Annotated in this window: 26 protein-coding genes; 20 read left to right on the top strand and 6 right to left on the bottom strand. The window is 55.4% G+C overall.

The genetic code is table 11. The annotated features are described in order from the left end of the window. The first annotated feature begins 6 nt into the window (after nucleotides 1-6). From L991_RS00720 to L991_RS00650, 15 genes are all read left to right on the top strand, one after another. Complete coding sequence (locus L991_RS00720; protein ID WP_047391058.1) at nucleotides 7-558, top strand: DUF4124 domain-containing protein; 552 nt, start codon at nucleotides 7-9, stop codon at nucleotides 556-558. A 93-nt stretch (nucleotides 559-651) separates the two neighbouring features. Next, nucleotides 652-1422, top strand: a complete 771-nt coding sequence (gene ppgK / locus L991_RS00715) for a polyphosphate--glucose phosphotransferase (RefSeq protein WP_047391057.1) — start codon at nucleotides 652-654, stop codon at nucleotides 1420-1422. 243 nt (nucleotides 1423-1665) lie between these two features. After that, nucleotides 1666-3558 (top strand): tRNA uridine-5-carboxymethylaminomethyl(34) synthesis enzyme MnmG, encoded by a 1893-nt coding sequence (gene mnmG / locus L991_RS00710; protein WP_028448337.1) that lies wholly within the window; start codon nucleotides 1666-1668, stop codon nucleotides 3556-3558. A 13-nt stretch (nucleotides 3559-3571) separates the two neighbouring features. Beyond that, the gene (gene rsmG, locus L991_RS00705) at nucleotides 3572-4216 is read left to right on the top strand and encodes a 16S rRNA (guanine(527)-N(7))-methyltransferase RsmG (RefSeq protein WP_081986368.1); all 645 of its coding nucleotides are present in this window, start codon (nucleotides 3572-3574) and stop codon (nucleotides 4214-4216) included. 122 nt (nucleotides 4217-4338) lie between these two features. Beyond that, nucleotides 4339-5127 (top strand): AAA family ATPase, encoded by a 789-nt coding sequence (locus L991_RS00700; RefSeq protein ID WP_197053753.1) that lies wholly within the window; start codon nucleotides 4339-4341, stop codon nucleotides 5125-5127. A gap of 76 nt (nucleotides 5128-5203) precedes the next feature. Continuing rightward, complete coding sequence (locus tag L991_RS00695) at nucleotides 5204-6049, top strand: ParB/RepB/Spo0J family partition protein (RefSeq protein ID WP_047391051.1); 846 nt, start codon at nucleotides 5204-5206, stop codon at nucleotides 6047-6049. A 200-nt stretch (nucleotides 6050-6249) separates the two neighbouring features. Beyond that, nucleotides 6250-6621, top strand: coding sequence for an ATP synthase subunit I (locus L991_RS00690; protein ID WP_047391045.1), 372 nt, complete (start codon nucleotides 6250-6252; stop codon nucleotides 6619-6621). A 3-nt stretch (nucleotides 6622-6624) separates the two neighbouring features. Next, nucleotides 6625-7422 carry a F0F1 ATP synthase subunit A gene (gene atpB, locus L991_RS00685; protein ID WP_028448332.1) on the top strand — a complete coding sequence of 266 codons (798 nt, stop codon included), beginning with the start codon at nucleotides 6625-6627 and terminating at the stop codon, nucleotides 7420-7422. A 115-nt stretch (nucleotides 7423-7537) separates the two neighbouring features. Next, a complete protein-coding gene (atpE, locus tag L991_RS00680; protein ID WP_369076719.1) occupies nucleotides 7538-7804 on the top strand; it encodes a F0F1 ATP synthase subunit C in 267 nt (88 codons plus the stop codon). A gap of 33 nt (nucleotides 7805-7837) precedes the next feature. Next, nucleotides 7838-8308: a F0F1 ATP synthase subunit B gene (locus L991_RS00675; RefSeq protein WP_028448330.1), complete on the top strand. Its 471-nt coding sequence runs from the start codon at nucleotides 7838-7840 to the stop codon at nucleotides 8306-8308. A gap of 7 nt (nucleotides 8309-8315) precedes the next feature. Further along, nucleotides 8316-8852: a F0F1 ATP synthase subunit delta gene (locus tag L991_RS00670; RefSeq protein WP_047391042.1), complete on the top strand. Its 537-nt coding sequence runs from the start codon at nucleotides 8316-8318 to the stop codon at nucleotides 8850-8852. 8 nt (nucleotides 8853-8860) lie between these two features. After that, on the top strand, nucleotides 8861-10402 hold the full coding sequence (gene atpA / locus L991_RS00665; protein ID WP_028448328.1) for a F0F1 ATP synthase subunit alpha: 1542 nt from the start codon (nucleotides 8861-8863) through the stop codon (nucleotides 10400-10402). A 28-nt stretch (nucleotides 10403-10430) separates the two neighbouring features. Further along, nucleotides 10431-11309, top strand: a complete 879-nt coding sequence (gene atpG / locus L991_RS00660) for a F0F1 ATP synthase subunit gamma (RefSeq protein ID WP_047391038.1) — start codon at nucleotides 10431-10433, stop codon at nucleotides 11307-11309. Nucleotides 11310-11344: 35 nt separating this feature from the next. Beyond that, on the top strand, nucleotides 11345-12724 hold the full coding sequence (gene atpD / locus L991_RS00655) for a F0F1 ATP synthase subunit beta (RefSeq protein WP_028448326.1): 1380 nt from the start codon (nucleotides 11345-11347) through the stop codon (nucleotides 12722-12724). Nucleotides 12725-12735: 11 nt separating this feature from the next. Then, nucleotides 12736-13164, top strand: a complete 429-nt coding sequence (locus L991_RS00650) for a F0F1 ATP synthase subunit epsilon (protein ID WP_028448325.1) — start codon at nucleotides 12736-12738, stop codon at nucleotides 13162-13164. A gap of 137 nt (nucleotides 13165-13301) precedes the next feature. Here the strand turns inward: L991_RS00650 and L991_RS00645 are convergent, their stop codons facing one another. Continuing rightward, nucleotides 13302-13781 (bottom strand): GNAT family N-acetyltransferase, encoded by a 480-nt coding sequence (locus tag L991_RS00645; RefSeq protein ID WP_047391036.1) that lies wholly within the window; start codon nucleotides 13779-13781, stop codon nucleotides 13302-13304. A gap of 99 nt (nucleotides 13782-13880) precedes the next feature. After that, entirely contained in the window at nucleotides 13881-14141 is a 261-nt protein-coding gene (locus L991_RS00640; protein ID WP_028448323.1) for an accessory factor UbiK family protein, read from the bottom strand. A 245-nt stretch (nucleotides 14142-14386) separates the two neighbouring features. Between L991_RS00640 and glnK the strand changes: the two genes are divergently transcribed. The 3 genes from glnK to L991_RS00625 all read left to right on the top strand — a co-directional run bounded on the left by glnK (nucleotide 14387) and on the right by L991_RS00625 (nucleotide 18001). Beyond that, entirely contained in the window at nucleotides 14387-14725 is a 339-nt protein-coding gene (gene glnK / locus L991_RS00635; protein WP_028448322.1) for a P-II family nitrogen regulator, read from the top strand. 24 nt (nucleotides 14726-14749) lie between these two features. Beyond that, nucleotides 14750-16270 carry an ammonium transporter gene (gene amt / locus L991_RS00630; RefSeq protein WP_197053751.1) on the top strand — a complete coding sequence of 507 codons (1521 nt, stop codon included), beginning with the start codon at nucleotides 14750-14752 and terminating at the stop codon, nucleotides 16268-16270. A 126-nt stretch (nucleotides 16271-16396) separates the two neighbouring features. After that, nucleotides 16397-18001, top strand: a complete 1605-nt coding sequence (locus L991_RS00625) for a methyl-accepting chemotaxis protein (protein WP_047391033.1) — start codon at nucleotides 16397-16399, stop codon at nucleotides 17999-18001. 220 nt (nucleotides 18002-18221) lie between these two features. On the opposite strand, the gene L991_RS00620 is transcribed toward L991_RS00625, so the two are convergent. Together L991_RS00620 and L991_RS00615 are read right to left on the bottom strand one after the other, a co-directional pair. After that, nucleotides 18222-18437, bottom strand: a complete 216-nt coding sequence (locus tag L991_RS00620; RefSeq protein ID WP_047391025.1) for a hypothetical protein — start codon at nucleotides 18435-18437, stop codon at nucleotides 18222-18224. 241 nt (nucleotides 18438-18678) lie between these two features. Further along, entirely contained in the window at nucleotides 18679-20019 is a 1341-nt protein-coding gene (locus L991_RS00615) for an HD-GYP domain-containing protein (RefSeq protein WP_052190457.1), read from the bottom strand. 200 nt (nucleotides 20020-20219) lie between these two features. On the opposite strand from L991_RS00615, the gene L991_RS00610 reads away from it, so the two are divergent. Beyond that, nucleotides 20220-20633 (top strand): carbohydrate-binding protein, encoded by a 414-nt coding sequence (locus tag L991_RS00610; protein ID WP_028448319.1) that lies wholly within the window; start codon nucleotides 20220-20222, stop codon nucleotides 20631-20633. A gap of 124 nt (nucleotides 20634-20757) precedes the next feature. Continuing rightward, on the top strand, nucleotides 20758-21909 hold the full coding sequence (locus tag L991_RS00605; RefSeq protein WP_047391133.1) for a glycerate kinase: 1152 nt from the start codon (nucleotides 20758-20760) through the stop codon (nucleotides 21907-21909). A 39-nt stretch (nucleotides 21910-21948) separates the two neighbouring features. Here L991_RS00605 and L991_RS00600 read toward each other — a convergent pair whose 3' ends face one another. After that, entirely contained in the window at nucleotides 21949-22350 is a 402-nt protein-coding gene (locus L991_RS00600) for an FKBP-type peptidyl-prolyl cis-trans isomerase (RefSeq protein ID WP_047391021.1), read from the bottom strand. Nucleotides 22351-22421: 71 nt separating this feature from the next. Further along, a complete protein-coding gene (locus L991_RS00595) occupies nucleotides 22422-22985 on the bottom strand; it encodes a YaeQ family protein (RefSeq protein ID WP_047391015.1) in 564 nt (187 codons plus the stop codon). Nucleotides 22986-23021: the final 36 nt, after the last annotated feature.

Below are 23021 nucleotides of genomic sequence, written 5' to 3'. Positions count from 1 at the left end.
TTATTGATGTGTGCCTGGCCAGTCGCCGCCGGCACCGTATATCGCTGGGTGGATGAACACGGCAAGGTGCAATTCAGCGATAAACCCCCGTCTGGCCAAAGCCGCGACCTCACTACGCTGGATAAATCCGGCCGCTCGCGCAGTAGCGCCGTGATGAGCGAGGCCGAGCGCGCTGCGGAGCTGGAACGCCAGCGCGCGCAGATCGAGCAGCGGCGCAAAGATAAAGCACTGCTGCAGTCATTCTCTTCGCCGGATGAGATTGATCTATTGCGCGATCGCCAGCTCGAGGCGCTGGCCGCCGGCCAGCAAACCAACCGCCTGCGTATTCAAACTATTCAGGAGCGCAATAAAAAGCTGCAAAAGCAAGCTGAGCGCTTCCAGAAGCAAAAAAAACCGTTACCTGCCGATTTACAAGCACAACTTGATCAAAATCGGGATGAAATCCAAGTAATTGAGCAATTATTGCAGCAGCAGGATCAGGAGGCGGTGAAAATCCGCCAACGGGCCGAGGCTGACAAAGCCCGCTTTATCCAGCTGCGCAATTTTGCGCCCAATTAAGTCGGTAAGGCCCGCTACGTAAGGGTTTTACGGTGTTGGTGGCCATCCGGCAGGCTGGCACACTGCGGTTCAAAATAATCTGTGAAGAACGAGATGACAGCACAAACTCAAGCCCGAATTGTTCTTGGTATTGATATTGGCGGCACCGGCATTAAAGGTGCGCCGGTCAATCTGGAAACCGGCGAGCTGGTGGCCGAACGCCACCGCATCGACACCCCGCAGCCTGCCACGCCCGAAGCGGTGGGGCAGGTGGTGAAACAGATCGTCGAGCATTTCAACTGGCAAGGCCCGATTGGCTGTACCTTTCCAGCGATTGTGCACAATGGCGTTACCCTGTCGGCCGCCAATGTGGATAAAAGCTGGGTGAATGCCCCGGCGCAACAGATTCTGGCCGATGCCACCGGTTTGCCATTGATTGTATTGAATGATGCCGACGCAGCGGGCCTGGCCGAAGTGGTGTTTGGCGCGGCTAAAGGCCGCAGTGGCAAGACCATCGTGATTACGCTGGGTACCGGCATTGGCAGCGCACTGATAGTTGATGGTCAGCTGATTACCAATACCGAATTTGGGCATCTGATTTTCCCGAAAGACACCATTGCCGAGAAATATTGTTCGGCCAAGGTGAAGGAAGATCTCGACCTGAAATGGAAAGACTACAACCCGCGGCTGAATGCGTATCTGGAGCACATTCAGCTACTGTTCTCGCCTGATTTGGTGATCATTGGTGGCGGGATCAGTAAAAAGGCCGATAAATTTATCCCCGAAATGCAAAATCTGCGTTTCGAGCTGGTGGCGGCCACACTGAAAAATGAAGCCGGCATCGTCGGCGCGGCGCTGGAGGCGGCCAAGCATTTTAAAGTGTAGGTATGGCTGGCAAGTGATTGTCCTGTAAGCCTTTCTGACCAATACCCCGGCATGGCCGGGGTTTTGTTTTTCTGGCTTGGTGCGGGTAAGGGCTCGCTGGTGGTCTGCTGGCCAGATGCTCACGCGCCCCATTGAGGCCCCCATGCCGGATTTGCATGCTGCGATGAAAATCATTCCTGCTGACTCAAGTGCCTGTTTTGCCGTAGAATATTGCCCCTTTACCGTAGTTTGAGGCCCAGTGCCATGCTTTATCCTGTTCGATATGATGTGATTGTGGTCGGCGGTGGTCACGCCGGCACCGAAGCCGCGCTCGCCAGTGCGCGGATGGGGCGTAAAACCCTGTTGCTGACCCACAATATCGAGACGCTGGGCCAGATGAGTTGTAACCCGTCGATTGGCGGCATTGGCAAAGGCCATCTGGTAAAAGAAGTGGATGCGCTGGGCGGCGCGATGGCGCTGGCCACCGATATGGGTGGCATTCAATTCAAAACGCTCAATTCCAGCAAAGGCCCGGCCGTGCGGGCAACCCGGGCGCAGGCCGATCGCGTGCGTTACAAGGCGGCGATTCGCGGCATGCTGGAAAATCAGGAAAATCTCGATATTTTCCAGCAGGAAGTCAGCGATCTTTTGCTGGAAGGCGATAAAGTCACCGGCGCCGTAACGCAAATCGGCATTCGTTTTTCAGCCAGCGCCGTGGTGCTGACGGCGGGTACCTTTTTAGGCGGCAAGATCCACGTTGGGCTGGAAAACCACGTTGGCGGTCGCGCGGGCGACCCGGCATCATTAACTTTATCGCAGCGCTTACGTGAGTTACAGCTGCCGGTGGGCCGCCTGAAAACTGGCACCCCACCGCGAATTGACGGCCGCACGATTAATTTTGCCGTGCTTGAGGCACAACCGGGCGATACGCCCGAGCCGGTATTCTCGGTGCGCGGTCATCGCGGTTTGCACCCGAAGCAACTGCCGTGCTGGATTGCGCATACCAATCTCAAAACGCATGAAATTATCCGCAGCGGTTTTGACCGCAGCCCGATGTTCACCGGCAAGATCGAAGGCGTCGGCCCACGCTATTGCCCGAGTATTGAAGACAAAATCAATCGCTTTGCCGATAAAGACAGCCACCAGATTTTCCTGGAGCCGGAAGGGCTGGATACCAATGAGTTCTACCCAAATGGCATCTCGACTAGCTTGCCGTTTGATATTCAGCTGGCGGCCGTGCAATCGATTCATGGCTTGGAAAACGCACGCATTCTGCGCCCCGGTTATGCGATCGAGTACGATTATTTCGATCCGCGCGGGCTGAAAAACAGCTTCGAATCCAAAGCCATCGCCGGCCTGTATTTTGCGGGCCAGATTAACGGCACTACCGGCTATGAAGAAGCTGCGGCGCAGGGCTTGTTCGCTGGCTTGAATGCCGCGCTGTATGCCCGCGACGAAGCGCCATGGTGCCCGGGTCGCGATGAGGCGTATCTGGGCGTGCTGGTGGATGATCTGATCACCCGTGGCGTGACCGAGCCGTATCGCATGTTCACCAGCCGCGCCGAGTATCGCCTACAATTGCGCGAAGACAATGCCGATTTGCGCCTGACCGAGCATGGCCGCCGCTTGGGGCTGGTGGGCGATGCGCAATGGCAGATGTTCAGCGAAAAACGCGAAGCTATCGAGCGCGAATTCGAGCGGCTGAAATCAACCTGGGCCAATCCGCGGATTTTGGCCGCCCACGAGGCCGAGCGCGTGCTGGGCAAAGCGATTGAGCGGGAATACACACTGGCCGAGTTATTGCGCCGCCCTGAAGTCAGCTATCAAAGCCTGATGACACTCGATATTGCCGGCCCGGGGGTTAGCGATGAGCAAGTGGCCGAGCAGGTTGAAATTCAGGTGAAATATCAAGGCTATATCGAGCGGCAGCAAGACGAAGTAGCCAAGCGCGATGCGCTTGAAAATGTGCCGCTGCCGGCGGATTTCGATTACAGCCAAGTGTCGGGCCTGTCGAAAGAAATCCAGCAAAAACTCACGGCCCAACGCCCGCAAACGCTGGGCCTCGCCTCACGCATTTCGGGCGTGACACCGGCGGCGATTGCGCTGCTGTTGGTATATCTGAAAAAAGCCAAGCTGGCCGCCGAGAAACAAGCCTAAATCAGGAAAAAGCATGAGTAACGGGATTGATCTGGCCGCGAGACTTGCCACGGGCCTCACCGCGATGGGCTTGGCGATTGGCCCGGCCGAGCAGGAAAAACTGCTGGCCTATGTGGTCTTGCTGGCCAAATGGAATAAAACCTACAGCCTGACGGCAATCCGCGAGCCTGAGCGCATGGTGACGCATCATTTGCTCGATTCGCTAGCGCCGCTGCCATTTTTGCCCGCCAGCGCGCTGCGGATGCTGGATGTGGGCTCTGGCTTTGGCACTCCGGGTATTCCACTGGCGATTGTGCGCCCCGAATGGCAGCTGACCTTGCTGGATTCCAACCACAAGAAAACCACCTTTTTGCGGCAGGCCTTGCTAGAGCTGCAATTGCCGAATGTCACCGTGGTAACGGATCGGGTCGAGGCTTATCAACCCGAGGCGGGCTTTGACATCATCACCTCGCGCGCCTTTGCCGATCTGGGTGATTTTGTGCGCTGGACGAATCATCTGTTGTTGCCAAGCGGAGAATGGGCGGCCCTCAAGGGGGTATATCCTCACGAAGAAATCACCCATTTGCCTGCGGACGTATACGTGGCGGGGGTAGATGCACTGCAAGTACCGGAGCTGGCCGCGGAGCGCCATCTGGTGCATGTGCGCCGCCAGGCTTAATCCAGCTCAGGCGTTGCGTTTGCGAAAGTAAAACGTCAGCGCCGGTGAATGGTCAGCCCAGTCTGCGCTGAAGCGGGTAAACTATCGGCTTTGCTGTACCGACGACACCGTGTCGAGAGATTCTGATGAAAATACTGGCCATCGCAAATCAAAAAGGCGGCGTGGGCAAGACCACCACGGCAGTCAATCTGGCTGCCAGCCTCGCGCATCTGGGGAAAAAGGTGCTGCTGGTGGATCTGGACCCGCAAGCGAATGCCACCATGGGCGCCGGCATCGATAAGGCGCGCTTGGCGCATTCGGTGTATTCGCTTTTGATTGGTGAATCAGCCATTCGCGATACCTTGGTTGAATCAGAAACCGGTGGCTTTAGCGTGTTGCCCGCCAATCGCGATCTGGCCGGTGCCGAAGTCGAGCTGGTGGAAGCCGAGGCGCGCGAAGGGCGCTTGAAAGCTGCGCTCAGCGAAGTGGCGGCCGAATACGACTACATCGTGCTCGATTGCCCGCCGGCGCTAAATTTACTGACCCTCAATGGCCTGGTGGCTGCCGATGCCGTGATGATTCCGATGCAGTGCGAATACTATGCGCTGGAAGGTTTGTCGGATCTGGTGAACACCCTCAAACGCATCAAGCAGCATCTGAATCGCAAGATTGAGATCGAAGGTTTGCTGCGCACGATGTTTGATCCGCGCTCCACCTTGGCCCAGCAAGTCTCCGATCAGCTGGTAAAGCACTTTACCAGCAAGCTGTATCACACCGTCATTCCCCGCAATGTGCGGCTGGCCGAGGCGCCAAGCTATGGGCGCCCCATTTTGGCCTACGACAAATCTTCCAAAGGCGCGCAAGCCTATTTGCAACTGGCCGAAGAGTTGCTGGCACGGCATAACGCCCTCGAAGTCGCGCCCGCCATCTAAGGTGAGCGCGCCCCAATCATTCCGCAAACCTAGACAATAGTGGCCACCCCGAGGCGGGGAGGGCAGGGATAACAGCATGGCAAGCAAGAAATTCAAAGGCCTCGGCCGTGGCCTTGATGCATTGATGGGCGATACCGCCGCCCAAGACACCCTAAAAACGCTGCCGGTTACGGCATTGCAACCGGGTAAGTACCAGCCCCGCACGCTGATGAATGAAGCGGCGCTGCTGGAGCTGGCCGATTCTATCCGGGCACAGGGCTTGATGCAGCCGGTGCTGGTGCGCGAAATCGCGCCGGAGCGCTATGAAATTATCGCCGGTGAACGGCGTTGGCGGGCCTCGCAACTGGCTGGCCTGAGCGAGATTCCAGCGCTGGTGCGTGAAATCGCCGATGAAGCGGCGCTGGCGATGGCGCTGATTGAAAATATCCAGCGGGAAAATCTCAATCCGCTGGAAGAAGCGGTTGGTATTCAGCGGCTGATGGATGAATTTGGCCTGACTCAGGAAGCCGCCGCGCAAGCCTTGGGCAAATCGCGCCCGGCGATTGCCAATTTACTGCGCTTGCTAAATTTGGTGGAGCCAGTGCGTGAGTTGTTACTGGAAGGGCAGCTCGATATGGGCCACGCCCGTGCACTGCTGGGCCTGCCGGTAGAACGCCAGCATGAGGCGGCGCGGCATGTGGTGATCAAGGGTCTCACTGTGCGCGAAGTGGAAGCACTGGTGAAAAAATGGCTCAGCGAGCCCGCGCAAGCACCGATGGCGAATAAACCGGCACTTAAAGCTGAGTGGGAAAGCAAAGCCACGGAACTTGGCGCCCGTTTAGGCACCAAAGTGCAGATTCAGGCCGGCGCGAAGGGGAGAGGAAAAATCACCATCGAGTACCTCGACGAGGCGCAATTGGCTGCATTGCTGGCCCAGTTGTAAGTTCGACAGCGGTTTGCACCAAAATGTGGCGAGCTCGGTGCGGCTTGGCTTAAACGATGATTACTCGTTAAAAAAGAAAGGCTTTTGTTTTATCCGTCTGGCATCAAAGCGGGAAAATAAATGCCATGAAGTCAATGTGTAAAATTGACGTAGGGCAAATCTACTCCGTATAATCGCGGGGTTTCGCTTACGGTGAAATGATGGTCAAGACGGCACAAATTCGGGGCGTGATCCGCCTCAAAGTGGCAATTACGATAGTACTCGCCCTCGGCCTGTTCTTGATTTTGGGTCAAAACGAAGCAATTGCAAGTGGTATAGGTGGAGTCATCGCCATCGCGGGCAGTCTGTTGTATGCCTTGATCGCCTACAGCGTCAAGTTTGCGCCCGCCGCCGAATTGATGCGTCGCCACTTTGCTGCCGAGATGGCCAAGCTTTTTATGACGTTGCTGAGTTTTGCAGCGTTGTTTGTTGTATACCAGCAAGCCGCCTGGTTGTGGGTGTTCGTAGGTTACCTCGCCGCCGCAAGTGCTTACTGGTTTGGGCTTTTAATTCAATTTGACGGTAAAAAGTAGATCATGGCACAAGATGCAACTAGTTATATCCAGCACCATTTGACCTTTGCCAAATCCGCGAGCGGCGTCCATCTGGATACCTTCTGGATTGCGTTGGTTCTGGGTCTGGCCTTCGTCGCCCTGTTTGCCTACGTGGCAAACAAAGCCACTTCTGGCGTGCCAGGTCGCCTGCAAAACTTCGTTGAGCTGATTGTCGAAATGGTCGACACCCAGATCAAGGATGCCTTCCATGCCAAATCGAAAGTGATCGGCCCACTGAGCCTGACCATTTTCTGCTGGGTGTTCCTGATGAACAGCATGGACTTCTTGCCTGTTGATCTGCTACCTACCATCGCCCAATGGATCGGTCACACCTTCTTCGGTATGGATCCTCATCACGTTTATCTGCGTGTCGTACCTACCGCTGACGTGAACCAGACTTTCGCAATGTCACTGACTGTGATGCTGCTGATCATCGGTTTCTCGATTTCTGCTAAAGGCCTGTTTGGCTGGATCAAAGAGCTTTTCACTGCCCCATTCCACGCCGAAGGCTTGGTAATGACCATCATCCTGATGCCAGTTAACTTTGCATTCCAGTTGATCGAGCTGGCTGCTAAGCCAATCTCTCTGGCGCTGCGTCTGTTCGGTAACATGTACGCCGGTGAGCTGATCTTCATCTTGATCGCGCTGCTGCCATGGTGGATCAACTGGGTGCTGGGCGCGCCATGGGCGATCTTCCACATTCTGGTTGTAACCCTGCAAGCCTTCGTATTCATGATGCTGACCATCGTGTACCTGAGCTTGGCTGTAGAAGACCACTAAGATTTTCGTCCGGTGACGTGTGTCGGTTGGGTGCACGGTGTCGGACAAAGATTTACCCAACCTAGTAACTTTTGATTTAAACCTTAGGAGTATCAAAATGGCTGCACCTGAAGTAATTGCTTCCGTACAAGGCATGACTGTTATCGCTGCTGCGATCATCATCGGTCTGGCTGCGATCGGCACTGCACTCGGTTTCGCAATCCTCGGTGGTAAATTCCTCGAGTCTTCTGCTCGTCAACCAGAAATGATCCCAGTTCTGCAAACTAAACTGTTCATCATCGCTGGTCTGTTGGACGCGATCTCTATGATCGGCGTTGGTGTTGCTATGCTGTACACCTTCAACAACCCATTCCTTGCTGCCCTGACTGCTGCTGCTCACTAATCATTTGATCAGCCTTTAAGGAGGACTTTCAGCGTGGAATTTAATGCATCTCTCATAGGTCAGATGATCACATTCGCGATCCTGATCTGGTTCACGATGAAGTTTGTTTGGCCTCCGCTGACCAAGATGATGGATGAGCGTGCGAAGCGTATCGCCGACGGCCTGGCCGCGGCGGACCGCGCCAAGCAAGATCTCGAAAATGCTGAGAAAAAATCAGCAGATAAACTGCGCGAAGCTAAACAGCAGGCCGCAGAGATCATCGCTCAGGCAGAAAAACGCGCTGCACAACTTGTCGAAGAAGCTAAGAGCAATGCTAAGGCCGAAGGCGAACGCCTGTTGGCCGGCGCTCAAGGTGAAATCGAACAGCAAATCCAGCAAGCCAAAGAATCACTCCGTCAGCAAGTGGCCACTCTGGCCGTTGCCGGTGCTGAGAAGATTCTGCAGCGTGAAGTAGACGCTGCTAAGCATGCTGACATGCTGTCATCTATCAAAGCGGAATTGTAAGACAGTCATGGCAGAACTTATCACAGTCGCTAGACCCTACGCTGAAGCGGTTTTCCGCTTGGCCAAAGAGAGCAACACGCTTGCTCAATGGTCGGACATTCTCGCCAAGCTTGCGTCCATCGCGAGTAACGACGATGCCCTTGCAGTAGTGGCTAATCCGAAGTGTTCTGCGGCACAGGTTCAGGAGCTCCTCGCGGGGCTTCTGGGCGGTGAGGCAAGCGCTGAGGTTAACAACTTCCTGGCAACAGTACTCGAAAATCGCCGCTTTACCACTCTGCCGGCGGTAGCTGCTCTCTTCGAAGAGCTCAAAGCTGCAGATGAAGGTGTGGCGCAAGCACATATCGAGTCTGCTTTTGCTGTGACTGATGCCCAACTGGCCGAACTGACGGCTACGCTCACTCAGCAACTCAAACGCAAGGTTACGGCCGATGTTGGCGTCAACCCCGATTTGATCGGTGGTGTGAAGGTGACCATTGGTGATCTGGTTATCGATGCCTCTGTTCGTGGCAAATTGACCGCACTTGCAACGAGCCTGAAGAGTTAGGAGAAATCATGCAACTTAATCCGTCCGAAATCAGTGAACTGATTAAAGCTCGGATCCAGAATCTGCCTCAAGGCGCACAGTCCAGCACCACTGGTACTGTTGTGTCGGTAACTGATGGTATCGTGCGCGTGCACGGCCTGTCAGAAGTTATGCAGGGCGAGATGCTGGAATTCCCTGGCAATACCTACGGTCTGGCGCTCAACTTGGAGCGTGACTCAGTAGGTGCCGTAATTCTGGGTGACTACAAACACATCGTCGAAGGTGACGAAGTGAAATGTACCGGCCGTATTCTGGAAGTTCCAGTTGGCCGCGAATTGGTAGGCCGCGTAGTGAATGCGCTGGGTCAGCCAATCGATGGTAAAGGCCCTCTGGGTACCGACAAATTTGCACCAATCGAGAAAATTGCTCCTGGCGTAATTGCACGTCAGTCAGTTGCTCAACCAATGCAAACCGGTATCAAATCAATCGACACCATGGTGCCGATTGGTCGTGGTCAGCGTGAGCTGATCATTGGTGACCGTCAGACCGGTAAAACTGCCGTTGCTCTGGATGCGATCATCAACCAGAAAGGCACCGGCGTAACTTGTATCTACGTTGCGATTGGCCAAAAAGCCTCTTCGATCGCCAACGTGGTGCGTAAACTGGAAGAGCACGGCGCTCTGGCCCACACGATCGTGGTGGCCGCGTCTGCTTCTGAATCAGCTGCTCTGCAATACATCGCTGCTTACTCAGGTTGTACCATGGGTGAGTTCTTCCGCGATCGTGGCGAAGACGCGCTGATCGTTTACGATGATCTGTCGAAACAAGCTGTGGCTTATCGTCAGATCTCCCTGCTGCTGCGTCGTCCTCCAGGTCGTGAAGCTTACCCTGGTGACGTATTCTATCTGCACTCACGTCTGCTGGAACGTGCGGCCCGTATCAACGCTGAAGAAGTTGAAAAACTGACTAACGGCGAAGTGAAGGGTCAAACCGGTTCACTGACTGCGCTGCCGATCATTGAAACGCAAGCCGGTGACGTGTCTGCATTCGTACCAACCAACGTGATTTCGATTACCGACGGTCAGATCTTCTTGGAAACTGACTTGTTCAACGCGGGTATCCGTCCTGCGATGAATGCCGGTATTTCTGTATCGCGTGTAGGTGGTGCGGCGCAAACCAAGATCATCAAGAAACTGGGCGGTGGTGTACGTCTGGCTCTCGCGCAATATCGCGAGCTGGCTGCATTTGCTCAGTTTGCCTCTGATCTGGACGAAGCAACTCGTAAACAGCTGGAAAACGGTAAGCTGGTGACTGAGCTGATGAAACAAGCTCAATACAGCCCAATGAAAGTGAGTGAGCTGGGTGTAACCCTGCTGCTGATTAACAAAGGTGTTTATGCAGACATCGCTGTTAACCGCGCACTGGCATTTGAAGCCGCGTTCCTCAGCCACCTCAAGGCAAACCACGCCGACGTACTGGCCCGCATCGACGAGAAAGGTGAACTGTCATCTGACGACGAAGCTGCTGTACTGAAAGCTGCGGATTCCTTCAAGGCTAGCGCTGCGTACTGATTTGAGACGTCAATAAAAGGATCAGATCATGGCAGGCGGTAAAGAGATTCGTACCAAGATCAAAAGCGTAAAAAACACGCAGAAGATCACCCGCGCCATGGAAATGGTAGCTACGTCGAAAATGCGCAAAGCTCAGGATCGCATGAAAGCGGCCCGCCCTTACGGTGAAAAAATCCGTAATGTGGCCGCTCACCTGAGCGCTGCGCTGGTTGACTATGCACACCCATATCTCCAAAAGCGCGACACCGTCAAACGGGTTGGCCTGATTGTGGTGACTTCGGACAAAGGTCTGTGTGGTGGCTTGAACACCAACTCCCTGCGTCTGGCTTTCAATAACATGAAAGATCGTCACCAGAATGGCATTGAGACGGTTGTAACTGCAATCGGTAATAAGGGTCTGGGCTTCATGAACCGGAATGGCGCGAAAGTGATTTCGCATGTCACCGGTTTGGGTGATACCCCACATCTGGAACAGCTGATTGGCCCGATCAAAGTGATGATCGATGCCTACGTAGCTGGCGAAGTAGACGAAGTGCACCTCGTTTACACCCGCTTCATCAATACGATGAAACAAGAGCCAGTTGCCGAGCAGTTGCTGCCATTGTCGAGCGATGCATTCGAGCCGGCAAAAAAACCGGCCCGCACTCATAACTGGGAATACCTGTATGAGCCGGATGCGAAGACTGTGATCGATGAATTGATGAACCGTTACATCGAGGCATTGGTTTACCAAGCCGTAGCGGAAAACATGGCATCGGAACAAGCAGCTCGGATGGTGGCAATGAAGGCCGCAACCGACAATGCCGACAAGGTAATCGGCTCCCTGCAACTGCTGTATAACAAAACGCGTCAAGCTGCGATTACGAAAGAGCTTTCGGAAATCGTATCTGGTGCCGCTGCAGTTTAATGGGCCCTGACGGATTAACTGGATTAGGAAAAACGATGAGCCAAGGTAAAATCGTACAAATCATTGGACCAGTTGTTGACGTGCAATTTCCACGCGACAACCTGCCCAAGGTGTATGACGCGCTCAAACTGGTCGATATCGATCTGACGCTGGAAGTCCAGCAACAGCTCGGTGACGGCGTAGTGCGTGCGATCGCCATGGGTAGTACCGATGGTCTTAAACGTGGCCTGCAAGTTGCTAACACCGGCGCAGCTATTTCTGTGCCTGTAGGTAAAGCGACTCTGGGTCGTATTATGGACGTATTGGGTAACCCAATCGATGAAGCAGGTCCTGTGAACGCCGAGGCAACTCGCGCTATTCACCAAGCTGCTCCAAAATTTGATGAGTTGAACCAAACCATCGATCTGTTGGAAACCGGTATCAAGGTAATTGACCTGGTATGCCCGTTTGCGAAAGGTGGTAAGGTTGGTCTGTTCGGTGGTGCCGGTGTAGGCAAAACCGTAAACATGATGGAACTGATCAACAACATCGCTAAAGCACACAGCGGTTTGTCTGTGTTTGCTGGTGTAGGTGAGCGTACTCGTGAGGGTAACGACTTCTACCACGAAATGAAGGACTCTAACGTTCTTGATAAAGTGGCGATGGTTTATGGTCAGATGAACGAGCCTCCAGGCAACCGTCTGCGCGTAGCGCTGACTGGTCTGACCATCGCGGAACAATTCCGTGATGAAGGCCGTGACATCCTGTTCTTCGTAGACAACATCTACCGTTACACCTTGGCCGGTACTGAAGTATCCGCCCTGCTGGGTCGTATGCCTTCAGCCGTAGGTTATCAGCCTACCCTGGCCGAAGAGATGGGTGCACTGCAAGAGCGTATTACCTCGACCAAAACTGGTTCGATCACGTCAATCCAGGCCGTATACGTACCTGCGGATGACTTGACTGACCCATCTCCAGCTACCACATTCGCTCACTTGGATGCGACTGTTGTATTGAGCCGTGATATTGCGTCTCTGGGTATCTACCCTGCGGTAGATCCACTGGACTCAACTTCACGTCAGCTGGACCCACAAATCGTTGGTGAAGAGCACTACTACGTAGCTCGCGGCGTACAATCTACGCTGCAGAAATACAAAGAACTGCAAGACATCATCGCGATTCTGGGTATGGACGAGCTGTCGCCAGAAGACAAACTGACCGTATCGCGTGCGCGTAAGATCCAGCGTTTCCTGTCTCAGCCATTCCACGTGGCCGAGGTATTCACTGGCTCTCCAGGCAAATACGTTCCGCTCAAAGAAACCCTGAAGGGCTTCAAGGGCATCCTGAACGGCGATTACGATCACCTCCCAGAGCAAGCCTTCTACATGGTTGGCGGCATCGAGGAAGCGGTCGAAAAAGCCAAGTCCATGCAATAAGGGGTTAAGCTATGGCCATGACCATGCATGTGGACGTAGTTAGCGCCGAAGAGCTGATCTACTCAGGCACCGCCGAGTTTATCTCTGCGCCTGCCGAACGAGGTGAGATCGGTATCTTGCCGCGGCACGCGCCGCTGCTGACCCGCATCCGCCCGGGCGCGATCCGGATCAAGATCGCGAACTCGAACGAAGATGATGTCATCCTGTTTGTTTCAGGTGGCATGCTCGAAGTTCAGCCGGATGGGGTAACGGTATTGGCCGATACTGCGATTCGTGGTGCAGACATCGATGAAGCCAAAGCGCAGGAAGCAAAGCGCAAGGCCGAAGAAGCATTGAAAAATCATGCTTCGTCGATGGATTTTGCCATGGCGCAGGCCGAACTGGTCGAAGCGGTTGCCAAACTGGCAGTTATCGACAAGATCAAACGGCGCGGCCACTGATCATCGCTGGACGATGTTCTGGACAAAAAAACCAGCCTACGGGCTGGTTTTTTTACGTCTCTTATTTGGATTGTTTTCAGGGTATTGCCCTATAGGCCAATCCAGATAATACTTAGCGGGACATACCTAGCTTGGTATTAAATCCCCAATTTGCGCACGAAATGCAAATGCCCCATTTCGCGCTCATAGCCCATCTTCTGATACAGCCGGTGCGCCTGAACGTTTTCCGGTGATGTTTCCATCGTCAAAATCGCCACCCCAATCGCCAGAGCTTCTTTTTCGACATGCGCGAGCAAGGTTTCGCCCAGCTTTTGTCCACGCTGGCTTGGCGCGACATACAGATCATTCAGTACCCAGCTGCGGCAAAGAAACATCGATGAGAAACTGGTGTAGACCTGCGCAAAAGCCACGGCCTCGCCGCCTTGGTTGCGGGCCAGATACAGGCGCGAATCGCCATGAGCGAGCCGCTCAGCGATAAATGCACGGGTTTGCTCAAAGTCGGTACTGCAGTGGGCATAAGGAATGGCGTGATCGATATAAAACTGCCGATAAGCCTGATAGAGCGGGGCGAGGTCATCCAGATCGAGAATGCCAGCCTTGGTAATGCTGATGGTCATTGGTACGCACGATTGTTGTTGTAGTTGAGTTTACGATGGTACAAAAAAACCGAGCGCAAGGCTCGGTTTGTCGGTCAGGCTGTTGTAAAGCCGGTGAGCTTAAATGCCGTCTTGAGGGTTATTGAGCTCGAGGCGCGCTTCCAGTGCGGCGACACGGGCTTCCAGCTGCACCACGGTTTCGCGCGTGCGCGCCAAAACTTCCTGCTGGATTTCGAATTCTTCGCGGGTTACCAGATCCAGCTTATTAAACGCACTGCCCATCATGGCGCGAACGTTTTTTTCCATGTCTTTGGCAGGGCTATTGGCCACGGCATCTGAGAGTTTGCTGGCAATTTCATCAAAGAATTTTTCTTTCAGCATGATCATGCTCCTAGTAAAGGCGGGTTCATCCATGAGTGTAGCAGATCGCCCTATAAAGCAATGCGCACAGCATGCACAAAAAAAGTGCACGCACGGGCTGGGGTCGATCTAGGCTGGTTCAAAATTGTGCAATCATCCATCGACTAAGCTGTAAAGGTCTGAAAATACGCCACTTTTGAAGTTGGCACGCTTCCTGCTGATAGTGGCCCGTCCACCCATTGATCGTTTCGTATCAGGAGTTAACCATGAAGTTCGTCACTGCGATTATCAAGCCCTTCAAGCTCGATGAAGTGCGCGAAGCCCTGTCAGAAATCGGCGTACAAGGTTTGACGGTCACCGAGGTAAAAGGTTTCGGCCGGCAAAAAGGCCATACCGAGTTGTACCGCGGTGCCGAGTACGTGGTTGATTTTCTGCCCAAAGTAAAAATTGAAATCGCCATCAGCGATGACTTGCTGGAGCAAGCCATCGAAGCGATCGAAAAAGCCGCCCACACCGGCAAGATCGGTGACGGCAAGATTTTTGTCTTCGACTTGGCCCACATCGTGCGGATTCGTACCAGCGAAACCGGCGAAGCTGCCATCTAATTCGAACCGACTGGAGAGCGCATAATGAAAAAATTACTTGGTAGCTTGGCGCTGATCGGCGCCATGTTTTTCGCGGTACCTGCGATGGCCGAAGAAGCCGCCAGTGCCGTGCAGGCCTCTGCAACCACTGCGGTGGCGAGCGAAGTGAGCGCTGATGCAGCCTCAAGCGTGGCAAGTGCACCCGCCGCAGCTTCGCTGGTGGCTTCGGCCCCAGCTGCAGCAGCCCCAACCATCACCATTAATAAAGGCGATAACACCTGGTTGTTTGTCGCCACTGCCTTGGTGATTCTGATGTCGATTCCAGGTTTGGCGCTGTTCTACGGTGGCTTGGTGCGCAGCAAAAACATGCTGTCGGTGCTGATGCAAGTATTCACCGTCTTCAGCCTGATTTCGGTGCTGTGGGTGGTTTACGGCTACAGCGTGGCCTTTACCGAAGGCAATGCATTCTTTGGCTCGCTGTCAAAGGTGCTGCTCAAAGGCGTAACGCCTGATTCGATTGCCGCCACCTGGAATAAAGGCATTGGCATCTCCGAGATGATCTATATCGCCTTCCAAGGTGCCTTTGCCGCTATTACTTGTGCGCTGATCGTGGGCTCGTTTGCGGAGCGCATCAAATTCTCGGCCGTGCTGGTGTTCTGCGTGATCTGGTTTACCTTCAGCTATCTGCCAATGGCGCACATGGTGTGGTACTGGGCTGGCCCTGACGCCTATACGTCGGCTGAAGCTGCTGCCGCTGCCACTGCGACTGCCGGTTATCTGTTCCAAGACGGCGCGCTGGATTTCGCCGGCGGCACGGTGGTGCATATCAATGCCGCAGTTGCTGGCCTGGTGGGCGCGTACTTTGTGGGTAAACGGGTGGGCTACGGCCGTGATCCGATGACCCCACATAGCCTGACTATGACCATGATCGGTGCTTCACTGCTGTGGTTCGGCTGGTTTGGTTTCAATGCCGGTTCGGCACTGGAAGCCAATGGCGTCGCTGCGCTGGCCTTCATCAATACTTGGGTGGCGCCTGCTGCTGCAGCGCTGAGCTGGTTGATTGCCGAGTGGATTCTGAAAGGTAAGCCATCATTGCTGGGTGCCGCCTCAGGCGCGGTTGCTGGTCTGGTGGTGATTACGCCTGCTGCTGGCTATGTGGGCGTGGGCGGTGGTCTGATCATGGGTCTGCTGGCGGGTGTGGCTGGTCTGTGGGGCGTACATGGTCTGAAACGTCTGCTGGGCGCGGATGATTCGCTGGATGTGTTTGGCGTGCATGGCGTGTGCGGTATCTTGGGCGCGATCCTGACCGGTGTCTTCGCGAGCCCTGATCTGGGCGGCACTGGCGTGTGGGATTATGTAAGCAACAGCGTGGCCAGCGGCTACAGCATTGCTACGCAAGTAAAAATCCAAGCCATTGGTGTGGGTATTACGCTGGTGTGGTCTGGTGTTGTCGCGGCCATTGCTTACAAGCTGGTTGATATGACCATCGGTCTGCGCGTGAAAGAAGACGAAGAACGCGAAGGTCTGGATGTAACCAGCCACGGCGAGAAAGCCTACAACATGTAATTCGAGTTTGTTCCTGTGTGCTGTTCAGGCACTTTGATAAGCCCGCGCATCGAAGGATGTCGCGGGCTTTTTTTTGCGACTATCTTGACTAGACTGTAGGTGAAACTTAATCGAGGCTTGGTAGTTATGAAAAATTTGCCGATTCGTCACTGGCTGCTGATTTTGGCCGCCACCTTGATTACCGGCTTGCTTGCCTTGGCGATTAATGCCTGGGCCAGTCAAAAGCTGGTTTCGGAAAAAATCGCTCGCGCCAGCGTGCTGGCTAAACAAAGCAATGCGCTAGGCCGGCTGCGTACCGATGTCACCCAGATCACCCTCGTCGCGATGGATAATATCGTCGATAAAGACGAAGGCCAGGTGCAGCCTGAGCGGGTAAAAGAAACCGAAGCCCTCAGCCAAAGCATTCGCCAAGCCATCGAACAAATCGAAGCCACGGCCACGCGTGAGCAGATGCGCAGCCTGTTTAGCAAATTGCAGCAAGGGGTGGCGAGCGATTTGCCCCGGATTATTGCTGCGCGTGCGGATGAAGCGGCATTTGCTGCGATTGATGATTTGATTGACCAAACCGGTGAGCAGCTCGCGACTCTGGTTGATACCGAAGATCAGCGAGTCCAAGCCGCCTTTGCTGCGGCCCAAAGCGAGCAAGAAGCGGCAGTGGCCGAGGCCACCCGCAATCTATTGGTGCTCAATGTGCTGGTGGCCTTGTTTGTCTGCGGCATGCTGGCCCTGGTGGCGCGGCGGATTTATCAGCCGCTGGAAATTGAGCCTTTGGCCTTGCGGGAATTGGTGGCCAAGATTGGCGCAGGTGATCTCAGCCAAGCTATTCATGCCCGCCGCACCGATTCGGTGCTCGGCGGAGTGGCGCAAATGCAGCGTGAACTAGGGCAGGTGGTGCAGGCCATTCGGCAAGTGTCCGATCAGGTGTCGGTTTCCGCCACCGGGCAAGATGCCCGAGTGCATGATTTGCGCGCTCGCGTGCATACGATGAATGCTTCGGTTTCCGGTATTCAGGAAAGCGTGGCCAGCACCAATCAGGGTCTGCAGCAAATGACTAGCAGTACGGAAATGGCGATTGAACTCGCCCGTGCGGCCGGCTCGCAAGCCGGCGAGGGTATTCATAGCATCCAAACCGTTGCTGGCAGTATTCGCACGCTGGCCGATAGCATTAATATCGCGGCCGATGAAGTGCAGGATCTCGGCAATCAAACTGCGGCCATTTCCGGTTTGGTGATCAGCATTCGTGAAATTGCCGACCAAACAAATCTGTTGGCGCTGAATGCCGCTATTGAGGCCGCCCGCGCCGGTGAGCAAGGGCGAGGTTTTGCGGTGGTGGCCGATGAAGTGCGCAAACTGGCTGAGCGCACCACGCAGGCCACCCAAGACATTGTCACGGCAATTGCCAGTATTCGGGATAAAACCGGTCTGGTGGTCTCGGGCATGAATCAGAATGTGACCCTAGCTGATCAGGGCCTACAGCAAACCCAGCAGGCCGAAGACACCATGGGCCGCATCGTTGATAGCAGCCAGCAGGTGGTGCAAGCGGTGGATGAATTGCTGCAAGTGATGGCCATGCAAAGCGAACAAAGTGAACGCGTGGCCGAGCTGGTCAGCACAATTGAACGGGGAGCGCAGGATAATCTGCGCACCTTTGATGCCGCCGCCAGTCAAACCCGTGAGCTGGGTAGCCAAGCGGCCGAACTGAAACAGGCGGTGAGCCGCTTTAAGCTGTGATTGATCTTCCGTGCCAATATGGCACAAGGGCAATTTTTTGCTGGTGTGCTCGAAAGGCTAGTTAAAAGTCTAATCGCCAAAATGTACCAATCTTGTGTGTCGCTGTTGAGAAGGTTGTTCAGGCAGGTTTGGAGAGATTCTTTAGACTGGCGCGTCATAAATCAAAAGGCTTTGCCAAGTGGCAAAGCCTTTTGATTTCTAGTAAGCAGTAGCTAGTGGCTTAGTGACCAACTTGCTCAGCTGCTTTTTCACCGCTAGCGTGAGATTTTTTTGCTTTCTTAGCTTTGCTTGCACCGCTGGCATTTGCTTTGCTAATTTGCTCATTTTTCTTCTCTACAGACTTTTTAACGCCTGTAGTGTTGTTTTCAGTTGCCATCGCAGATGCGCCGAACATTGCCAGAATAGCTGCCAGAATCGTAGTTTGAATCAGTTTCATGGGTAACTCTCCTTGGGTAATTGCAATCTAAATGTAGCTTTCGCCTTTTTGGCTTGAATATTATTTGTCGTGAAATTATATAAGGCAAGTTAAATTTCTGCTTCCTGACGGCGCTTGGTTTTATCTTGTGGGATTTGAATTGTGGCGACTATTTTTGATGAAAATGAGGGCAAGCTTCATTGATGACTGATTTGGCGTAAGCAATATTGGCGGAGCAGTAGCTTCATTCGAATTTCTGAAGCTAGACTCCTGCCTGCGCGGCTTGGCGAGCCTTTTGTACGCCACATTCGCGTGAGGCCACTTGCCAGAATTCGGCGAGATCCAGGCTCTCTTGTTCCTGCGCCGCAATCCGGGCGGCTTCGACCGTGGACAGATGCTGATGTAAGACGCCGATCACCACCGGATCGAGTTTGCCGTCTTTCGCTAGCTCATCCAGCATCTGTAGTACGGCATTCGGGGCGAGGCCGGCCCGATAAGGGCGATTTTCGGTGAGGGCGGTATACACATCGGCCACGGCCATGATGCGCGACCCCAGCGGTAATTCGTTGGCGGTGCGATGGTAGGGGTAGCCGCTACCATCCAGCCGTTCATGGTGGCTAGACGCCCATTGCGCCACGTCTTCCAGCCCTTTGATATTGCCCAGAATATCCAGCGTGATGTAACTGTGTGAGCGTACGCGCGCCATCTCGGTCTGGTCGAGCTTGCCGTCGCGCTCGATGTATTCGCTGGGCACGGCCAGCTTGCCCAGATCATGCAAATAGCCGGCAATGCGCATTTTGGTGCATTCCTGCGCCGTCATCCCGATTTGTTGGGCGATGATTTCGGCCGTGATGGCCACCCCGGCCGAGTGCGTGGCGGTGAAATGGCTACGCGAATCGATGACCAGCGCAAAAAACTGGGCAAATTGCAGCATCTGCTGCAGATCCAGCTCGATATTATCGAACGGTGCCGCATCCATCAGGATGCGATCCAGATTGCGCGAGAAGATATCCAGCCAGAAGCTCTCATGCTGGGCGAGCTGGACAAACTCGTCCACCAGCTGTGGGTGAAATTTGCTGCCGCGCACCGCCTGAATCTGTGCCACGATTTGCGGGACGGCACCAAGGATATTCTCTTGCCCTTGCGCCAGCACTTCAATGCGATCAGCCAGATAAATCAGTTGGCTGTAGGTGGGCACTGCTTGGCCAGCGTGCTGCGTGCCCGCGCCATGTTGCCACTGCACATGGTGGCAGCGCACCAGCGGTGCATAGCGCCGGAAGGCCGGAAAGCGTTCCAGCAGCAAAGCCCCCAGCGTGGCATGGGTGTGCGGATCTACCTCTTCAAAGTCCAGCATGGATAAACGGTTTTGCAGGCCAATCGCGCCAATATCGTGGAAAATCGCCGCACCAAAGACTTCCTGATAGTCGGCATCGCTCAGCTGCAGACTGCGTGCCAATTGCGAGGCAATCAGACAGGTACGCTTCTGGTGCGAGCCCAGCGCCGGGTCGAGTAAATCTAGCGCGGTTGAGAGCGCGCAGATCATGTCAAAAAGCCGGATGCGGAAGGTGGAGATGCTGTCCATCGTCACATTGCGGTTGTACATACAATAGGCCTGCCCGGCAGAGGTGTTTCTCGGTTGTAGACAACATTCGTCGCCTTGGCGCGGGCTTTTCGCGCCTGCGCCTGATGCGCGTCAAACTTGCTGGAGTGGCTTGGGTACTTTTCACCCCTCGCTTGTGCGCTTTGTCATGCGGGTTTGTCGCGCTTTCGGCGATACTGTCGGCCACCGCCAAGGAGAACCTCATGCACCGTACTTGTCGTATTCTGGCTTTGAGCCTGTGTCTGACCATTAGCGCCGCTTGGGCGGCTGGCCCCTGGCGTGAAGGTCGCGCCTATCAGCTAGGCGAGCGAGTGATGTATCACGGCCAACTGTATGAAGTCCAACAAGCCCACGATGCGGTGAAAGGCGCCAACTGGAATCCGGAAGCCGCACCGGCCTTGTGGCGCAAAGTGGAAGCTCATGGTGATGGCCAGTGGGGTGATCGCGGCAGCTGGCGGGAAGGTGTGTCGTATGCGCGCGGGCAATTGATTAGCTATCGCGGCCGCACTTATCGCTGCCTGCAAAGTCATAAAGCCGAGCGGGGTGCAGGCTGGACGCCAGAGAAAGCGCCTAGCCTGTGGGAAGCGGTCGAGCGCCCTTACCCGCAACCGCGCTAATCATTCTTTTGGGTATTGCTCGCTAGGCTTTATTTTGAAAAGGCTGGCGGGCTATACCCTGTGTCTAATCTGATTGTGCGCCGCCATGGCGAATGCCGGCGGCGCCTTATTTTTTGTTGTCTGCATGCCCAAAATTATTATTGCCCCCGATTCGTTTAAAGAAACCCTCAGCGCCCCGCAGGTGGCGGCGATGATCGCGGCGGCGCTGCGCACCGAGTTGCCACAGGCACAGTTGGTGCAGCTCCCGCTGGCCGATGGCGGCGAGGGCACGCTGACCACGTTATTGGAAGCCTGTGGTGGCCGCCTAGAGCAAGCACAGGTGCGGGGGCCATTGGGCCAGCCGGTGCTGGCGCATTGGGGGGTATTGGGCGACGGGCAAACGGCGGTGATCGAAATCGCCACCGCCTGTGGTTTGGCGCTGCTGGCGCCACATGAGCGCAATCCGCTACTTACCAGCAGCGAGGGCGTGGGCGATCTGCTTCGTGCGGCGCTGGATCAGGGCATCCGCCGCTTTATTCTGGCCTTGGGTGGATCGGCCACCAATGATGGCGGCAGCGGTATGCTGCGGGCACTGGGGGCGCAATTGCTGGGGCTCGACGGCCAGCCCTTGCCGCCCGGTGGTGCGGCGCTGGCCCGGCTGGCGCAGATTGATCTGAGCGGTCTCGATGCCCGCTTGCTGGAATGCGAGTTTGAGCTGGCCTGCGATGTGGATAACCCACTCACCGGCCCGCGCGGCGCATCGGCGGTGTTTGGGCCGCAAAAAGGCGCGAGCCCGGCGCAGGTGGTGCAGCTGGATGAAGCCTTGCACCAGTTTGCCCATGTGATTCGCCGGCAATTGGGCAAAGATGTGGAAGCCTTGCCCGGCGGGGGTGCGGCCGGAGGCATTGGCGCGGCGGCGCTGGCGTTTTTATTTAATTGCCGGCTGCGGCGCGGCATTGATATCGTGCTGGAGGCGGTGCAGCTCACGCAGGCCTTGCAAGGTGCGGCGCTGGTGATTACCGGCGAGGGCTGTCTGGATGCGCAAACGCTGGCGGGCAAAGCACCGTTTGGCGTGGCTCAATTGGCGCAGCAGGCGGGGGTGCCGGTGCTGGCGATTGTGGGCGCATTGCAAGCCAGCCCGCGCGAGCTGGAGGCGGCGGGGATCTTGGCGGCATTTGACTGCATTCCGGCGCTGGCTAGCCGCGACGAGGTCTTGCTGCAGGCCGAAGCCAATCTCACCCGTACCGCGCAGCAGGTGGCACGGTTACTGCGCCTGGGTATGTGGCTGAAAGACTGATCGCTAAATCGCTTTCAGCCTATACCCTGCAGGCTAGCCTTATTCGATCGCCAGCAATTCCACTTCAAACACCAGCGTGGCATTCGGCGGAATCACATTACCGGCGCCGCGGCTGCCATAGGCCAGATTGGGCGGGCACACCAGGCGCGCTTTGCCGCCCACCTTGATCTGTTGCACGGCTTCGGTCCAGCAGCGAATCACGCCCGAGAGCGGAAAACTCGCCGGCTGGCCGCGTTTATACGAGCTATCAAATTCCTTCCCATCTGGAAACATGCCGCGATAGTGCACGGTAACGGTATCCAGCGCCTTGGGCTGCGCGCCTTTGCCCTCTTTGAGCATGGTGATTTCGATGCCCGATTCGGTTTTGACGGGTTTGGCGGCGTCGGCGGCCTGCGCGCTGAAGGCGAGGGTGGCGAGCAAGAGGCTACACAGGGCTTTCATTTTCGACTCCTTGGGTATGTGCTGCTAATCAATATATTAACTAGCTTTGGGGTTGATACATTGGGTGGGTATTAGCTCGTTACCGCTTGGCCATCGCGCCACAAAGCGCGGGGAGTAATCGCCAGATCGCCCTGCGCGCTGGAGATCCACAGCTGCCCATCCTGAATGGTGATCTGCAGCTGCATGCCGCGCTCGGCCAGCGCGCCCAGCGCACTGAGCTCGGGGCCATCCACGCTCACAATATTCAACTGCGGAAAGCGGCTGAGCTGACCGCGTACGCCATCGAGCCATAAATCCACGGCGCGCGGGCCGCCATAAGCATAAATCCACACGCTGGCGGCGCGATTGCAGGCTTTTTTGATGCGCTTTTCATCGGGCAGGCCCAGCTCGATCCAGCATTCAATCTCGTCGACCAGATTTTTTTGCCACAGATCGGGCTCATCATCGGCGCACAGCCCGCGGGTAAATTCCAGCGTCTCGCTGGCTTGCTGGGCAAAGGCCAGCAGGCGCAACATCATCCGCTCGTCGGTTTCAGAAGGATGGCGCGCCACGGTCAGGGCATGGGTCGCGTAGTAGTTGCGATCCAGATCGGTGATATTAAGCTCGGCTTTAAAAATCGTGGCTTTCAGCGCCATGGTGATCCCTCATCGCGAAAGACGGCAGTGTACCTG

Source organism: Chitinibacter sp. ZOR0017 (genome assembly GCF_000799095.1).
Classification (GTDB): Bacteria; Pseudomonadota; Gammaproteobacteria; order Burkholderiales; family Chitinibacteraceae; genus Chitinibacter; species Chitinibacter tainanensis.
This window is presented reverse-complemented; position numbering and strand designations above follow the sequence as displayed.

Excerpts from the sequence above, each read along its gene's own strand:
- atpB (WP_028448332.1), top strand. The coding sequence starts at position 6,625 with ATGGCACAAGATGCAACTAGTTATATCCAGCACCATTTGACCTTTGCC.
- atpA (WP_028448328.1), top strand. The coding sequence starts at position 8,861 with ATGCAACTTAATCCGTCCGAAATCAGTGAACTGATTAAAGCTCGGATC.
- glnK (WP_028448322.1), top strand. The coding sequence starts at position 14,387 with ATGAAGTTCGTCACTGCGATTATCAAGCCCTTCAAGCTCGATGAAGTG.
- rsmG (WP_081986368.1), top strand. The coding sequence starts at position 3,572 with ATGAGTAACGGGATTGATCTGGCCGCGAGACTTGCCACGGGCCTCACC.
- atpG (WP_047391038.1), top strand. The coding sequence starts at position 10,431 with ATGGCAGGCGGTAAAGAGATTCGTACCAAGATCAAAAGCGTAAAAAAC.
- mnmG (WP_028448337.1), top strand. The coding sequence starts at position 1,666 with ATGCTTTATCCTGTTCGATATGATGTGATTGTGGTCGGCGGTGGTCAC.
- L991_RS00595 (WP_047391015.1), bottom strand. The coding sequence starts at position 22,985 with ATGGCGCTGAAAGCCACGATTTTTAAAGCCGAGCTTAATATCACCGAT.
- L991_RS00645 (WP_047391036.1), bottom strand. The coding sequence starts at position 13,781 with ATGACCATCAGCATTACCAAGGCTGGCATTCTCGATCTGGATGACCTC.
- L991_RS00695 (WP_047391051.1), top strand. The coding sequence starts at position 5,204 with ATGGCAAGCAAGAAATTCAAAGGCCTCGGCCGTGGCCTTGATGCATTG.
- L991_RS00650 (WP_028448325.1), top strand. The coding sequence starts at position 12,736 with ATGGCCATGACCATGCATGTGGACGTAGTTAGCGCCGAAGAGCTGATC.
- L991_RS00620 (WP_047391025.1), bottom strand. The coding sequence starts at position 18,437 with ATGAAACTGATTCAAACTACGATTCTGGCAGCTATTCTGGCAATGTTC.
- L991_RS00670 (WP_047391042.1), top strand. The coding sequence starts at position 8,316 with ATGGCAGAACTTATCACAGTCGCTAGACCCTACGCTGAAGCGGTTTTC.
- L991_RS00610 (WP_028448319.1), top strand. The coding sequence starts at position 20,220 with ATGCACCGTACTTGTCGTATTCTGGCTTTGAGCCTGTGTCTGACCATT.
- ppgK (WP_047391057.1), top strand. The coding sequence starts at position 652 with ATGACAGCACAAACTCAAGCCCGAATTGTTCTTGGTATTGATATTGGC.
- L991_RS00600 (WP_047391021.1), bottom strand. The coding sequence starts at position 22,350 with ATGAAAGCCCTGTGTAGCCTCTTGCTCGCCACCCTCGCCTTCAGCGCG.
- amt (WP_197053751.1), top strand. The coding sequence starts at position 14,750 with ATGAAAAAATTACTTGGTAGCTTGGCGCTGATCGGCGCCATGTTTTTC.
- L991_RS00615 (WP_052190457.1), bottom strand. The coding sequence starts at position 20,019 with ATGTACAACCGCAATGTGACGATGGACAGCATCTCCACCTTCCGCATC.
- atpD (WP_028448326.1), top strand. The coding sequence starts at position 11,345 with ATGAGCCAAGGTAAAATCGTACAAATCATTGGACCAGTTGTTGACGTG.
- L991_RS00690 (WP_047391045.1), top strand. The coding sequence starts at position 6,250 with ATGGTCAAGACGGCACAAATTCGGGGCGTGATCCGCCTCAAAGTGGCA.
- L991_RS00640 (WP_028448323.1), bottom strand. The coding sequence starts at position 14,141 with ATGCTGAAAGAAAAATTCTTTGATGAAATTGCCAGCAAACTCTCAGAT.
- L991_RS00605 (WP_047391133.1), top strand. The coding sequence starts at position 20,758 with ATGCCCAAAATTATTATTGCCCCCGATTCGTTTAAAGAAACCCTCAGC.
- L991_RS00625 (WP_047391033.1), top strand. The coding sequence starts at position 16,397 with ATGAAAAATTTGCCGATTCGTCACTGGCTGCTGATTTTGGCCGCCACC.
- L991_RS00720 (WP_047391058.1), top strand. The coding sequence starts at position 7 with ATGTGTGCCTGGCCAGTCGCCGCCGGCACCGTATATCGCTGGGTGGAT.